Below are 14,188 nucleotides of genomic sequence, written 5' to 3'. Positions count from 1 at the left end.
CGAAACCTCAGAAATTGATCATATGTCCGGCGATGCCGTGGATCGCTTCCTTGACCGCCTCGCCCAGGGTCGGGTGGGCGTGCACGTTGCGGGCGACCTCGTGGACGGTGAGGTCCCACTGCTGCGCCAGGGTGAGCTCGGGCAGCAGCTCGGTGACGTCGGGGCCGATCAGGTGGGCACCGATGATCTCGCCGTACTTCGCGTCGGCGACGATCTTCACGAAGCCGGTCGCGTCGCCGAGGCCGTGCGCCTTGCCGTTCGCCATGAACGGGAACTTGGCGACCTTGACGTCGTAGCCCTTCTCGCGGGCCTGCGCCTCGGTGTAGCCGAAGCTCGCGATCTGCGGCTGGCAGTAGGTCGCGCGGGGGATCATCACGTAGTCGAGCTCCATGGTCTCGGCGTCCGCGATGGTCTCGGCGGCGATGACGCCCATGGCCTCGGCGGTGTGCGCGAGCATCAGCTTCGCGGTGACGTCGCCGATCGCGTAGATGTGCGGCGCGGAGGTGCGGCAGCGGCCGTCGACCTCGATGGCGCCGCGCTCGGTCAGGGCGACCCCGGTGTTCTCCAGGCCGTAGCCGGACACGTTCGGGGCGAAGCCGATGGCCTGCAGGACCTTGTCGGCCTCCAGGACCTTGCTCGCGCCGTCCTTGCCGGTGACGGTGACGCGGACCTGCGGGCCGGACTCGTCGATGGCCTCGACGCGGGTGGAGGTCAGGACGTCGATGCCCAGCTTGCGGTACTGCTTGGCGAGCTCCTTGGACACCTCCTCGTCCTCCAGCGGGGCCATCCGGTCGAGGAACTCGACGATGGTGACCTTGGTGCCGTAGTTGTTCAGCACGTACGCGAACTCGATGCCGATCGCGCCGGCGCCGGCGATGATGATCGACTTCGGGGCGTCCTCGGCGAGGATCTGCTGCTCGTAGGAGACGACGCGGTCGCTGAGCGCGGTGCCGGGGAGCAGTCGCGGGGTCGCGCCGGTGGCGATGATGCAGTGGTCGAAGGTGATCGTCTGCGCGGTGCCGTCGGCCTTGTTCACCTGGAGCGTGTGCGCGTCGAGGAAGGTGCCCCGGCCGTCGAACTCGGTGATGCCGTTCTTCTTCATCAGGAAGTGGACGCCCTTGACCCGGCCGTCCGCGACCGTGCGGCTGCGCGCGAAGGCGTCGCCGTAGTCGAAGGTCACCGTGCCGTCGACCTTGATGCCGAAGGTCTTGGCCTCGTGGTTGAAGATGTGGGCCAGCTCGGCGTTGCGCAGCAGCGCCTTGGTGGGGATGCAGCCGACGTTCAGGCAGACACCGCCCCAGTACTTCTCCTCGACGACCGCGACCCGCTTGCCCAGCTGGGCGGCGCGGATGGCGGCGACGTAGCCGCCGGGGCCAGCTCCGAGTACGACGACGTCGAAGCGGTCTGACATGACTGACTCCCGAGGGTGGTGAGGGTGTTCGGTCCGCGTACGAGTCCTACGAGCCCCCGTACGAGGCCACAGTAGTCCCGCCGCCACGGAGGGGCGGAGGAGTGCGGAGGAGTGACGGCAGGCCAGTTGTAGGATGACTGGGCAACCGGGCGAATCAAGGAGTGGTGGAACGGTGATGGCGCTGAAGGCGGCGGGACGGGTCTCGCTGGTCGACTCCGTGGTGGAACAGCTGCGGACCCAGCTCGCCGAGGGCGAATGGGCGGTCGGCGACCGCATCCCGACCGAGCACGAGCTCGCCGAGCTGCTCGGCGTCGGCCGCAACACCGTGCGCGAGGCCGTCCGCGTCCTGGTCCACGCCGGGCTCCTGGAGTCCCGGCAGGGCAACGGCACCTTCGTCAGGTCCACCGCCGACCCGGCCGCCGTGCTGCGCGGGGTGCGGCACGCCGGCGCCCTGGACATCCTGGAGCTCCGGGTGGCCCTGGAGACGGAGGCCGCCCGGCTGGCGGCGGTCCGGCGGGACACCCATGACCTGCTGCGGCTGCGGGCGGCCCTGGCCGGCCTGCGCGAGTGCGGCGACCGGGACGCCGCCGCCGACGTCGCCTTCCACCTCGCGGTCGTCGAGGCCACGCACAACGCGGCCTTCCGCGAGGTGTACCGCTTCTTCTCCGCCCAGGTGCACGAGTCCCTGACCGAGGCGCTCGGCGACCACGCCATGCCGCCGGTCGACATCGACGCGCACGAGGCGCTGGTCGCGGCGATCGAGGCGGCGGACCCGGACGCGGCGGAGGCGCGGACGCGCGAACTGCTGCGGCCCCCGATGGAGACCGTCGCGGCGCTGACGGAGGAGTCGCGGTGAGCCGGGAGACCTCCGAGGCACCCGTCGCCGACCCGCTCGCCGACTCTCCCGCCGACGCGCTCGGCGCCCTCCCCGCCGCCGTGCCCGCCGACGTCCTCGTCGACGCCGAGGCGGACGTCCGGCCCTCCGCGGCGGGCCGGGCGGCCCGGCGGGCGCTGCTCGCCCACCCGGCGGTGCTGCTGGTCGGGATCGTGCTGGCCTCGCTCAACATGCGGGCCGCGCTGGCCAGCGTGTCACCGCTGGTCGGCGAGATATCCGCGGCGTACGGCCTGTCGTCGGCCGCGACCTCCCTGGTGACCTCGGTGCCCGTGCTCTTCCTCGGTATCGGCGCGATGGTCGCGCCCTGGCTCGGGCGCCGCTTCGGCGCGGAGCGGGTGCTGTTCGCGGCGCTGCTGCTGCTCGGCGTCGGCGTCCTCGCGCGGGTCCTGCCCTGGTCGGCCGCGCTCTACGCGGGCGGCGTCCTGGTCGGCACCGCCATCTCCTTGCTGAACGTCCTGATGCCCGGCCTCATCAAGCGGGACTTCCCGGACCGGGCCGCCTCGATGACCTCCGTCTACACGGGCGCGATGATCGCGGGCGCCACCGTCGTCGCGGCCTCCTCGGTGCCGCTGGAGCGGGCGCTCGGCGGCTGGCAGGCCTCGCTCGGCTTCTGGTCGCTGCTCGCCGCGGTGGCGGCGCTGGCCTGGCTGCCGCAGGTGCTGATCGCCCGGGGCCGTACCGGGCACGAGGTGCGGGCCGGGAGCCCCGCCGCGGCGCCCGTCCGGTCCGTCTGGCGCTCGCCGCTGGCCTGGCAGGTGACGCTGTTCATGGGGCTGCAGTCGCTGTGGTCGTACGTCCTGATCGCCTGGATGCCGACGATCTTCACGGACCACGGGATGAGCCGCTCGACGGCCGGTGTGGTCTTCGCCTTCAACAACCTGATCCAGGTGGCGGGCGCCTTCGCCGTGCCGCTGCTCGCCGGCCGGATGCGCAGCCAGCGCCCGCTGATCGTGCTGGTCACGACGCTGGTCGCGGCGGGCTACACCGGGCTGATGGTGGCTCCGGTGGAGGGCGCCTGGCTCTGGTCGGGGATCCTCGGCGTGGGCCAGGGCGGTGCGGTGGGCCTCGCGCTCACCCTGATCGTGCTCCGCTCGGGCGACGCGGTGACGGCGGCCCGGCTGTCCGGCATGGCGCAGACCGTCGGCTATCTGCTGGCCGCGGCCGGCCCGCTGGCCGCCGGCGCCCTGCACCAGGCGACCGGCACCTGGACCACGCCGATCGTCGCCGTGCTGGGCGTGTGCGCGGCGGCCCTCACGGTGGGCCTGTTCGCGGCCCGGAACCGTACGGTCTGAGGACACGTGGTCTGAGGACACGTGGTCTGAGGACACGTACGGCTCCGGGGACGGGCGGGCTACTCCTCGCCCGCCAACGTCATCGTCCGCAGCTTCCGGCCGGCGAACCAGGTCGCCCCGACCGTCACGGCGGCCAGCAGCACCACCGCGGTCGGCAGGGCCACGTCGGAGGTGACCAGGCCGTCGCCGGTGACCTTCTCCGCGAGGGCCAGCGCCCACTGCTGCACGCTGAGCGTCTTGGCGCCGGCGATGAGGGAGCCGAACAGGGCCTCCCAGACCAGGGCGTAGACCAGGCCGATGACGACCGCGTGGCGGCTGACCGTGCCGAGCAGCAGGAACAGCGCGCTGTAGGCGATGGAGGCCACCAGGGCCGCCACCGTGTAGGCGACCGCGACCTGCTGCCCGTTGCCGTTGAGGATGAATCCGGCGATCAGCGTGGGCACGGCCGAGAAGACCATCGTCACGGCGATGGCGACGATCAGCTTGGTGAAGACGATCGTCGGCCGCTTCACCGGCTTGGCCAGCAGGTAGACGATCGAGCCGTCGTCGATCTCCGGGCCGATGGCGCCGGTGCCGGCGATGACACCGATCAGCGGCACCATCGTCGCCAGCGCGAATCCGCCGAGGACGTCGGCGGCGACCTGGTCGTCGGCGCCGTTGAACAGGCGGACCGCCGCGGCGATCACGATCAGCATGGCGGGCAGCAGGAAGAGGATCAGCGCCCGTCGGCGGCCGAGCAGGGCCCGGTAGGTGAGCCGGGCGACTGTGGGGTTGTACATCGGTCGGGCTCCTTTCAGGCCGCTACGAGATACGAGAACACGGATTCGAGGGACTCGTCCGAGGGCGAGACCGTGAGCAGCCGGATGCCCCGCTCCCGGGCCACCTTCGGCAGCAGTTCGGTGAACCGCCCGAAGTCCACGGCCTGGACGCGCAGCCCGCCCTCGGCCGTGTGGTCGACCTCGATGCCGGCCGTCGACGGATCGGCGATCAGCGCCGCCGCCAGGGCCCGGTCGTCGCTGGAGCGGACGAGGTAGCGGTGCGGCCGGTCCGTCATGAGGCGGCGGATGCGGCGGAAGTCGCCGGAGGCGGCGTGCCGTCCGGCCACGATCACCTCGATGTGCGAGGCGAGCTGCTCGACCTCCTCCAGGATGTGCGAGGAGAACAGGACCGTACGGCCCTCGGCGCCCATCCGGCGCAGCAGGTCCATCAACTGCATGCGCTGGCGCGGGTCCATGCCGTTGAAGGGCTCGTCGAGCAGCAGCACGGACGGCTCGTGGACGAGGGCCGAGGCCATCTTCACGCGCTGCCGCATGCCCTTGCTGTACGTGGAGATCTTGCGGTCCTGGGCGTACTCCATCTCGACCGTGGCGAGGGCCCGTCGGGCCTCCTCGTCGCCGAGGCCCTGCAACTCCGCGTTGGCGACGACGAACTCGCGGCCGGTGAGGAAGTCGTACATCGCCTCCCGCTCGGGGACGACACCGACCTTCCGGTAGACCGACTCGTTGCGCCAGATCGCCTCGCCGTCGAGGGTGACGGTGCCGGTGGAGGGGGGCAGGAAGCCGCCCATCATGTTGATCAGCGTCGACTTTCCGGCGCCGTTGGGGCCGAGCAGGCCCGTGACCCCGGGACCGACGGTCATGGTGACGTCGTTGACGGCCACGACGTTGCCGAACCAGCGCGAGGCGTGGTCGATGTTCAGGGTGGTCACAGCCCGACCTTTCGGTAGCGGCGCATCAGCACGCCGTACGAACCGGCGATCAGCGCGAGGACGACCAGCACGTAGAGCGCGCCGACCGCGGTGCCGGGTGCGGCGGCCTCCCCGCCGGGGGCGGCGGTGGGCGCACCGAGGAAGGCGTCCTGCACGCCGCCGATGAGGGTGATCGGCGAGAACAGGCCGATCCACTTGACCGCGCCGACGTTGTCGGTGCCGTAGGCGATGCCCTGGAGGGTGGAGACCGCCCCGTACGAGATCACCAGGGTGGCGATGACGGCGGCGACGCCGAAGCCGCGGCGCGGGGTGAGGGCCGCCATGACGAGGCCGATGCCGCCGAAGAGCAGCGAGAGCAGCGCCACGGAGACGAGGCCCTGGCCGAGCATCTTCGTCTGCTCGGCGAAGTCCATCTTGGCGAGCAGCGAGCCGATCCAGAGGATCAGCAGCGGGGAGGCGGTGAGGATGAACATCGCGGAGGCCATCGCCCCGTACTTGGCGAGCACGTAGTCCACGCGCTCGATCGGACGGGCGAAGTAGAGGGGGACGGTGCGGAACCTGAGGTCGCGGGAGACCGACTGCGGGGCCTGGGAGGCCACGAAGATGGCGATCACCATCTGGAGGAAGATCGCGTACTGCGTGTACTCGATGGCCAGCTTCGACGACTTGGTGAAGACCGCGACGGCGACGATGATCAGCGCCGGCACGCACATCACGGCGAAGAGCAGCATCGGCAGCACCTTGGACTTGGCACTGCGGCCCAGTCCGTACGCGCCGCGCAGCGACTGGGAGAACAGCGCCCGGCGTGCGGCGGGGCGGCCGAGGCGGGCTCCGTCGTAGCCGCGGTAGCCGATGTTGTGGATCTGGGTGTTCGCCGTGCTGTCAGTGGCCTGGGAGCTCATCGCGTCGGCACCTCCTCCTGCTGCTGCGGCTTGAAGACCTCGGCGATGTGGTGCCGGCGCTGCTCCATCCGGACCAGGCCGAGGCCGAGGTCGGCGACGGTGTCGCGGACCAGGTCGTAGACCTCCTCGCCCGGGGCCTCCAGGAGCAGGATGTGCCCGGCGCCCGGCAGGCCCTCCTCCGTCCCGCCGTGCAGGGTCGCTCCGGCGGCGGTCAGGGCGGCGCGGAGCGCCTCCGTGCCGTCGGGGTGGGCCTCGGAGTCGGTGACCTCGACCGCGAGGGTCGTGGTCGTGCGGGTGAATTCGCTGGTGGAGCTGGAGCGGAGCAGCCGGCCGCCGTCGATGACGACGACGTGGTCGCAGGTGCGCTCCAGCTCGCCGAGGAGGTGTGAGGTGACCAGGACCGAGATGCCGAAGTCCGTCCAGACCCGCCGGATCAGGCCGAGCATGTCGTCGCGGCCGACCGGGTCGAGGCCGTTGGTCGGCTCGTCGAGGAGGACCAGCTTCGGGTCGTGGACGAGGGCCTGGGCCAGCTTCACCCGCTGCTTCATGCCGGTCGAGTAGCCGCCCATGGGGCGGTAGCGCTCCTCGTACAGACCGACGTGGCGCAGGGTGTCCGCGGTCCGCTCACGGGCGGCGGTCGCGGGCAGGCCGGACATGCGCGCCATGTGGACGACGAACTCGGTCGCCGAGACGTCCGGCGGCAGGCAGTCGTGCTCCGGCATGTAGCCGACGCGCTCACGGATCTGGGCGCCGGAGGTCGCCACGTCGAGTCCGAGGACTTCGGCGCGGCCCTCCGTGGCCGGGGACAGACCAAGAAGGATCTTGATCATCGTCGACTTGCCGGCTCCGTTGGCACCCACAAGTCCGGTCACACCGGGCCCGATGTCCAGGGAGAGCCGGTCGAGAGCGGTCACCCGGGGGAACCGCTTGCTGAGGCTTTCGGTCGCGATCACAGTCACGCCTACGACGGTAGTGGTGTGCGCCACACAGGTCGTCAGCCCAACGGCTCGATCCCTCTCCGACTCCAGGCGTACAAGCCCGTAGGGGAGTCGAGACCAAAGTCGTTCCGGCCACGGGTTTTCCACAGGCGGCGCCGGACCCCTTGACGCAGCCGCCGAGCATTGTCACATTCATCGATGTCAAGTTACGTACGCGTAGCGTCGCCGGACGCTCACACGGGACGGGCGGGTGGCATGGCCTCAACAGGCACGGCAGGGACGCGTGGGCTCACCGCGGAGCTGCGCGGATTCAGAGAGGTGCAGCGCCTCTCGTACGAGTGCGCGGAGGCCGTCGCGGCCCAGCTCAAGCCAGGTGTGACCGAGCGCGACGCGGCCCGGATGCAGCGGGAGTGGCTGTACGAGCGCGGGGTGAAGGACTGGTTCCACCGCCCGTTCGCCTGGTTCGGCGACCGGACGGCCTTCGTGGACTTCAAGATCCCGCTCCAGTTCTTCCCGACCAACCGGCGGCTGGAGGCCGGGATGCCGTTCATCCTCGACATGGCCCCGGTCTACAAGGGCTACACGGCGGACATCGGCTACTCGGGCTCCCTGGGCCTCAATCCCGTCCAGGACAAGCTGCTCGCCGATCTCAGGGAGCACCGCGCGCTGATCCTGCGCGAGGTGCGCGAGCGCCGCACGCTGCGGGAGATATACGAGGACGTGGACCGCCTGATGGTCCGCCAGGGGTATGCGAACCGGCACCGGGCCTATCCCTTCGGCGTGATCGCCCACAAGATCGACCGGGTGAGGGAGCGGCGCTGGTCGCCGACGCTGTTCGGCTTCGGCACCCAGTCCCTCAAGGGCCTGGCGAGCGATGCCCTGCACGGCCACCGGGACGGCTGGTCGCCGCTGTGGTCGCCGTACAGGTTCTCCGACCACCCGCCCAGGGCGGGCCTGTGGGCGGTCGAGCCGCACCTCGGATTCCGGGGTACGGGCGCGAAGTTCGAGGAGATCCTGGTCGTCACCGACTCCCGGGACCCCGAGCAGAGCGCGTTCTGGCTGGACGACGACCTGCCGCACGTGCGGCGCTGGAGCGAGGAAGAGGTGGCGGCGTGACGACCGACGGGGCGCGGGAGCGCTGGGTCCGCACGGGCGGGATCGAGCTGTGCGTGGCCGAGCTGGGCGACGAGACCCGGCCGACCGTGCTGCTGGTGCACGGCTATCCGGACTCCAAGGAGGTCTGGTCGGAGGTCGCGGGCCGCCTCGCCGAGCGCTTCCACGTGGTGCTGTACGACGTCCGGGGCCACGGCCGGTCGACGGCGCCGGCCCCGCTGCGCGGCGGGTTCACGCTGGAGAAGCTGACGGACGACTTCCTGGCGGTCGCCGACGCGGTCAGCCCGGACCGCCCGGTCCACCTGGTGGGCCACGACTGGGGCTCGGTGCAGTCCTGGGAGTTCGCGACGGTCCCGCGCACCGAGGGCCGGATCGCCTCCTTCACCTCGATGTCCGGCCCGTCCCTCGACCACTTCGGGCACTGGATCAAGAGCCGGATGACCCGGCCCACCCCGCGCCGGGTCGGCCAGCTCCTCGGCCAGGGCGCCAAGTCCTGGTACGTGTACATGCTGCACACCCCGGTCCTGCCGGAGCTCGCCTGGCGCGGGCCGCTCGGCAAGCGCTGGCCTCGCCTCCTGGAGCGGCTGGAGCGGATCCCGGCGGGCGACTACCCGACGCCGTCGCTGCCGAGCGACGCGGCGCACGGCGCCTGGCTCTACCGGGACAACGTGCGGGCCCGGCTCTCCCGGCCGCGCGCCGACGCCTACGCGCACACGCCGGTGCAGCTGATCACCCCGACCGGGGACGCCTTCCTCTCCGAGCGGCTCTACGACGACCTGGCCGACTGGGTGCCGGACCTGACCCGGCGCACCCTGCCGGCCAAGCACTGGGTGCCGCGCACCCGGCCCGACCAACTGGCCGCCTGGATCACCGAGTTCGTCGAGGCCAACGAGGACCCGGCGACCAAGGCGCCTAAGACAGCGGCCAAGAGCGGGGTACGGCCGGAGTACGCGGAGCGCTTCGGCGGCCAGCTGGTCCTGGTGACCGGCGCGGCCAGCGGCATCGGCCGGGCCACCGCCTTCGCGTTCGCGGAGGCCGGCGCCCGGGTCGTGGCGGTGGACCGGGACGCCGACGGCGCCGCCCGTACGGCCGAGATGGCCCGGCTGATCGGCGCGCCCGCCGCCTGGGGCGAGACCGCCGACGTCGCCGACGAGGCGGCGATGGAGAAGCTGGCCGCGAAGGTGGCGAGCGAGTACGGCGTGGTCGACGTGCTGGTCAACAACGCGGGCATAGGCCTGACCGGCTCCTTCTTCGACACGACCAGCGAGGAGTGGAAGCGGGTCCTCGACGTCAATCTGTGGGGCGTCATCCACGGCTGCCGGGTGTTCGGCGCGCAGATGGCCGAGCGCGGCCAGGGCGGCCACATCGTCAACACGGCCTCCGCGGCGGCCTTCCAGCCCTCCCGCGCCCTGCCCGCGTACAGCACGTCGAAGGCGGCGGTGCTGATGCTGAGCGAGTGCCTGCGGGCCGAGCTCGCGGACCAGGGCATCGGGGTCTCGGCGATCTGCCCCGGCATCGTCAACACCGCCATCACGTCCACGGCCCGGTTCGCCGGCGTCACGGACGAGGCGGAGGAGAAGCGGCGCCAGAAGAAGGCCTCGCGGCTCTACGGGCTGCGCAACTACCCGCCGGAGAAGGTCGCGGACGCGATCCTGCGCGCGGTCCTGCGCGACCAGGCCGTCGTCCCGGTGACCCCGGAGGCCCGGGGCGCGCACCTGGCCTCCCGGTTCTCCCCGGGACTGCTGAGGGCCCTGGCCCGCTGGCAGCCGCCGGCGTAACGGCGGGCGGGCGGTCGTACCATCCCTCGCAGGGCAGATGGGAGCGGTCGGTGGGAGTGGGGTCGTCGGTGCATTCGTCGGAGCGGGCAGCACATCCGGAGTACCGGATCGAGGATCTGGCCCATCACAGCGGGGCCACGGTCCGGACGATCCGCGCCTACCAGGACCGCGGCCTGCTGCCCCGCCCCGAGCGGCGCGGCCGGTCGAACGTGTACGGGGACACGCATCTGGCCAGGCTGCGGCAGATCGCGGACCTGCTGGACCGCGGCTACACCCTGGCCTCCATCAAGGAGCTCCTGGAGGCCTGGGACGCCGGCCGCGGTCTCGGCGGGGTGCTCGGCCTGGTCGCCGAGGTCGACGGGCCGTGGACGGACGAGGAGGCGGACCGGATCTCGCGGGCCGAGCTCGACGCGCGCTTCGGCGGGCGGCCCGACGAGGACGCGGTCCAGGAGGCGATCGAGCTCGGCGTCCTGGAGCGCATCCCGGACCGGGACACCGAGTACCTGGTGCCCAGCCCGCAAGAGCTCGCGGTGGCGGCCGAGTTGTACGCGGCGGGCGTCCCACTGGCCGCGATCACGGGTCATCTGAGGGAACTTCGCGGCCAGGTCGAGCACATCGCCTCCCGTTTCCTGGAGTTCACGACCGAGCACGTCTTCGCCCGCTATCTGGAGCACCGCCCGCCGACGGACGCCGACGCGACCGAGGCGGCGACCCTGGTGCGGCGGCTGCGCCCGCTCGCCCAGCAGACGGTCGACGCCGAACTGGCTCGTGCCATGCGCCTGTTCGCGACCCGTCACCTCCAGCAGCACCTCGCGGCGGACACCCCGCTGCCGAAGGGCGGGGAGCCGCTCTCGGTGGCGCTCCCGCCGGAGACGATTCGGGCCGTTCAGCGTCTCGTTGGTCCGCAGAACGTGTCGGCGTTCATCGCGGCGGCGACCGAACGAGAGGTACAGAAGAGGACATTGGACACTCTTACCTCAAATAGCAACAATGACACCTAAGTCGGCCAATTCACCTGAGGGCATCCGGGCGTTGTCCACAGAATCGCCAATTGGCCTGTGGATAAACCCACTTGGCTGTGGATCAAACCTGGGGCTTCAATGAATTCATGAACGACGAGAAACGCACCGTGAAGGTGTCGAAGTACCTGTCGAAACACCTCCGCCACCAGCCCGAACGCATCGGGCTCACCCTCGACCCGCACGGCTGGACCGAGATCGACGCGCTGCTCCGGGCCACCGCCGCGCACGGCTTCCCGATCACCCGCGCCGAGCTCGACCACGTCGTCGCCGCCAACGACAAGAAGCGCTTCGCCGTCGAGGGCACGCGCATCCGCGCCAGCCAGGGTCACACCATCGAGGTGGACCTCGACCTGCCGGCCGCCGAACCGCCCGCGTACCTCCACCACGGTACGGTCGCCGCCGCGCTCCCCGCCATCCGGACCGAGGGCCTGCGCCCCATGGCCCGCCACCATGTGCACCTCTCGCCCGACCGCGAGACCGCCACCCGCGTCGGCGCCCGGCGCGGCCGCCCCGTGGTGCTCAGCGTCGACGCCGGGGCGATGCACCGGGCCGGGCACGTCTTCCACGTCAGCGCCAACGGCGTCTGGCTCACCGACGCCGTACCACCGCACTTCATCCGCTTCCCGGCCTGAGGCATGATCGTTCCCATGGGACACCCGCATCTGCCCAGCACCGAGTCGGCTGTCGCCGCGATCCGCGAGATCGCCCGGGAGTTCAACCTGGAGATGACCGTCACCGACGCCATAGGCACCGACCAGACCTCCCGCCGTACCTCCGCCCACGCCTTCAGCGTCCTCGACCCGGACGGCTCGCTCCCCCACGAGGCATTCGTCGAGCTCGGCGGCTCCCCCTCGATCACCGTCCGGCTGTACCCCGAGGACGACGCGAGGATCACGGTCGAGGGCATCCACTTCGACGACGTCCCCCGGGACGCGGTCCCCGCGTTCCTCCGCTCCGCCCACGGCGGGCTGGCCCATGTGAAGGGCCGCTTCTTCCCGACCGGCTGGTGGCTGATCGTCCCGCTCCCCGGCGACGAGACCTACAAGGAGCTCGTCACCGGGATCTCGCTCACCCCGTGGCTGTCACGCCAGGTCCGCTGACCGGCCGGGCCCTCCGCCTCAGCGGAGCTGGTCGAGCGCCCCCGTGGCGATCTTCTCGAAGACCGACTCGTCGGCCGCGAACACCGAGTCCGCGATCGGCATGTGGACGACCAGCTCGGTGAAGCCCAGCTCGAAGTGCTTCCCCGCGAAGTCCACGAAGGCGTCGAGGGAGTCCAGCGGACGGTCCGGGGTGAACCCCGTGAGCAGCACCTTCTCCATCGGCTCGACGTCCCGGCCGATCTCCGCGCACGCCTTGCCCAGCTTGGCCAGCTGCCCGCGCAGCGCCTCCAGGGACTGCTCCGGAGTGCCCGTCTCGAACAGCTTCGGGTCACCCGTCGTCACCCACGCCTGCCCGTGCCGCGCGGCCAGCTTCAGCCCGCGCGGGCCGGTCGCCGCCACCGCGAACGGCAGCCGGGGACGCTGCACGCAGCCGGGGATGTTGCGGGCCTCGTCCGCCGAGTAGAACGTGCCCCGTGCGGAGACCGCGTCCTCGGTGAGCAGCCGGTCGAGCAGCGGGACGAACTCGGCGAAGCGGTCCGCCCGCTCCTTCGGCGTCCACGCCTCCTGCCCCAGCGCGGTCGCGTCGAAGCCGTTGCCGCCGGCCCCGATGCCCAGCGTGACCCGCCCGCCCGAGATGTCGTCGAGCGAGATCAGATCCTTGGCGAGCGTGACCGGGTGCCGGAAGTTCGGCGAGGTGACGAGCGTCCCCAGGCGCATCCGCTCGGTGGCCCCGGCGGCGGCGGTCAGCGTCGGGATCGCCCCGAACCACGGACCGTCGCGGAAGCTCCGCCAGGACAGGTGGTCGTAGGTGTACGCGGTGTGGAAGCCGAGGTCCTCGGCCCGCCGCCAGATCTTCTGTCCCTCGGCCCACCGGTGGATGGGGAGGATCACCGTGCTCAGACGCATACCAACGACCCTACGGTAAGCGTCAGCGGCCGGCGCCCGCTGCCTCGACGGGCCGCTGCCTCGACAAGCCGCCGCCTCGACGGCCACTACCTCGACGGGCCGCTGCCTCGACGACCGCTTCGTCCCGGACGGAGCCGGTGCCGCGCCCCGGTCCGCGGCATGCGCGACGGTCAGGGCGCCGGATTCACCGCAGCAGCCAGCTCAACAGGGTCGTCGCCGTGAACACCGTGCCCGACGCCAGACAGACCGCGCGCGGGGTCAGCAGCCCGCGGCCTTCCAGGGGCCGGGGCTGCGGCACCGGAGCCAGCAGCGCGTCCGCGAAGGCCTGGGCCGTCGCCGGCCGGTCCGCCGGCTCGACGGACATCGCGGCCCGCAGCAGCAGGGCGACGTTCGGGGGGAGCTCCGCTTCGGCCGGGAGCGCCGGCAGCGTCGAGGCGGTCGGCTGGTCGGTCATCAGGGCCGTGGCCCGCCCGCCCGGACCGAACGGCTTACGCCCGGTCAGCAGCTCGTAGGCCACGACGGCCAGCGCGTACACGTCGGCCCTCCCGTCGAACCCGCCGGTCTGGAAGGCCTGCTCCGGTGCCATGTACGCGGGCGTGCCCGTGGTCACCGTCAGCCCGGACGCGTCGGCCAGCTGCTTCGCGCTGCCCAGATCCGCCACCAGCACCGCGGCGGGCGCGGGGCCGGTGGCGAGCAGCAGGTTCGACGGCTTGACGTCGCGGTGCACCACACCCGCCTCGTGCAGGACCTGGACCGCGTAGCCCGCCTCCGCGGCCAGCCGCAGCGCCTCCTGCGGGTCGCACTGCCCGACCCGGTCCGCCAGGGTGCCGCCGCGTACGAGGTCCATGACGAAGTAGGGCCGGTCCTCCTGCACCCCGACGTCGTGCACGCGGACCACCCGAGGGCTGGCGATCCGGCGCAACAGCCTCGCCTCCGCCAGGAACCGCTCGCGGACATCGGCGTTGGCGGCCCAGTTGTCGGCCAGCACCTTGACCGCGACCTCGGTGTCGAGCTCCGGGTCGTAGGCCTTCCAGACCGTCGCGAAGGAGCCCGCTCCGAGCCGCTCCAGGAGGAGGTAACGGCCGAGCTTGCGCATGTGGCAGCATTCTGCCGGAGTCGAGGG

Annotated in this window: 14 protein-coding genes; 7 read left to right on the top strand and 7 right to left on the bottom strand. The window is 71.7% G+C overall.

From position 1 onward, the window contains the following. Nucleotides 1–7: 7 nt before the first annotated feature. Nucleotides 8–1,411, bottom strand: a complete 1,404-nt coding sequence (lpdA, locus tag AB0Q96_RS33595; RefSeq protein ID WP_365332159.1) for a dihydrolipoyl dehydrogenase — start codon at nt 1,409–1,411, stop codon at nt 8–10. Between the two features lie 175 nt (nt 1,412–1,586). Here lpdA and AB0Q96_RS33590 point away from each other — a divergent pair, with 175 nt between their 5' ends. Further along, nucleotides 1,587–2,267, top strand: a complete 681-nt coding sequence (locus AB0Q96_RS33590) for a FadR/GntR family transcriptional regulator (RefSeq protein ID WP_365332259.1) — start codon at nt 1,587–1,589, stop codon at nt 2,265–2,267. 80 nt (nt 2,268–2,347) lie between these two features. Beyond that, entirely contained in the window at nt 2,348–3,598 is a 1,251-nt protein-coding gene (locus AB0Q96_RS33585) for an MFS transporter (protein ID WP_365332257.1), read from the top strand. Nucleotides 3,599–3,657: 59 nt separating this feature from the next. On the opposite strand, the gene AB0Q96_RS33580 is transcribed toward AB0Q96_RS33585, so the two are convergent. From AB0Q96_RS33580 to AB0Q96_RS33565, 4 genes are read right to left on the bottom strand one after another with little or no spacing between them, the layout of a single operon-like run. Then, nucleotides 3,658–4,377 (bottom strand): ABC transporter permease subunit, encoded by a 720-nt coding sequence (locus AB0Q96_RS33580; protein WP_365332157.1) that lies wholly within the window; start codon nt 4,375–4,377, stop codon nt 3,658–3,660. A gap of 14 nt (nt 4,378–4,391) precedes the next feature. Next, a complete protein-coding gene (locus tag AB0Q96_RS33575; RefSeq protein WP_365332155.1) occupies nt 4,392–5,306 on the bottom strand; it encodes an ABC transporter ATP-binding protein in 915 nt (304 codons plus the stop codon). Then, complete coding sequence (locus AB0Q96_RS33570; RefSeq protein ID WP_365332154.1) at nt 5,303–6,208, bottom strand: ABC transporter permease; 906 nt, start codon at nt 6,206–6,208, stop codon at nt 5,303–5,305. Before AB0Q96_RS33570 ends, AB0Q96_RS33575 begins: the two co-directional genes overlap by 4 nt. Further along, a complete protein-coding gene (locus AB0Q96_RS33565) occupies nt 6,205–7,161 on the bottom strand; it encodes an ABC transporter ATP-binding protein (RefSeq protein WP_365332255.1) in 957 nt (318 codons plus the stop codon). Before AB0Q96_RS33565 ends, AB0Q96_RS33570 begins: the two co-directional genes overlap by 4 nt. 240 nt (nt 7,162–7,401) lie before the next feature. Here AB0Q96_RS33565 and AB0Q96_RS33560 point away from each other — a divergent pair, with 240 nt between their 5' ends. The 5 genes from AB0Q96_RS33560 (at nt 7,402) to AB0Q96_RS33540 (ending at nt 12,159) form a co-directional block, all read left to right on the top strand. Continuing rightward, on the top strand, nt 7,402–8,262 hold the full coding sequence (locus AB0Q96_RS33560) for a M24 family metallopeptidase (protein ID WP_365332152.1): 861 nt from the start codon (nt 7,402–7,404) through the stop codon (nt 8,260–8,262). Next, on the top strand, nt 8,259–10,037 hold the full coding sequence (locus tag AB0Q96_RS33555; RefSeq protein WP_365332150.1) for an SDR family oxidoreductase: 1,779 nt from the start codon (nt 8,259–8,261) through the stop codon (nt 10,035–10,037). Before AB0Q96_RS33560 ends, AB0Q96_RS33555 begins: the two co-directional genes overlap by 4 nt. Nucleotides 10,038–10,105: 68 nt before the next feature. Next, nucleotides 10,106–11,038, top strand: a complete 933-nt coding sequence (locus AB0Q96_RS33550) for a MerR family transcriptional regulator (protein WP_365332148.1) — start codon at nt 10,106–10,108, stop codon at nt 11,036–11,038. A gap of 107 nt (nt 11,039–11,145) precedes the next feature. Beyond that, nucleotides 11,146–11,691, top strand: a complete 546-nt coding sequence (locus AB0Q96_RS33545; protein WP_365332146.1) for an RNA 2'-phosphotransferase — start codon at nt 11,146–11,148, stop codon at nt 11,689–11,691. 15 nt (nt 11,692–11,706) lie between these two features. Beyond that, on the top strand, nt 11,707–12,159 hold the full coding sequence (locus AB0Q96_RS33540; RefSeq protein WP_365332144.1) for a hypothetical protein: 453 nt from the start codon (nt 11,707–11,709) through the stop codon (nt 12,157–12,159). A gap of 18 nt (nt 12,160–12,177) precedes the next feature. On the opposite strand, the gene AB0Q96_RS33535 is transcribed toward AB0Q96_RS33540, so the two are convergent. After that, on the bottom strand, nt 12,178–13,065 hold the full coding sequence (locus AB0Q96_RS33535) for an LLM class flavin-dependent oxidoreductase (RefSeq protein WP_365332142.1): 888 nt from the start codon (nt 13,063–13,065) through the stop codon (nt 12,178–12,180). A gap of 184 nt (nt 13,066–13,249) precedes the next feature. Next, entirely contained in the window at nt 13,250–14,161 is a 912-nt protein-coding gene (locus AB0Q96_RS33530) for a serine/threonine-protein kinase (protein WP_365332141.1), read from the bottom strand. Nucleotides 14,162–14,188 lie beyond the last annotated feature (27 nt).

The sequence above is a fragment of the Streptomyces sp. NPDC093111 genome (assembly GCF_040683955.1).
Taxonomy (GTDB): domain Bacteria; phylum Actinomycetota; class Actinomycetes; order Streptomycetales; family Streptomycetaceae; genus Streptomyces.
Note: the sequence above shows the minus strand (reverse complement) of the source record. Positions and strands in the feature narration are given on the sequence as shown.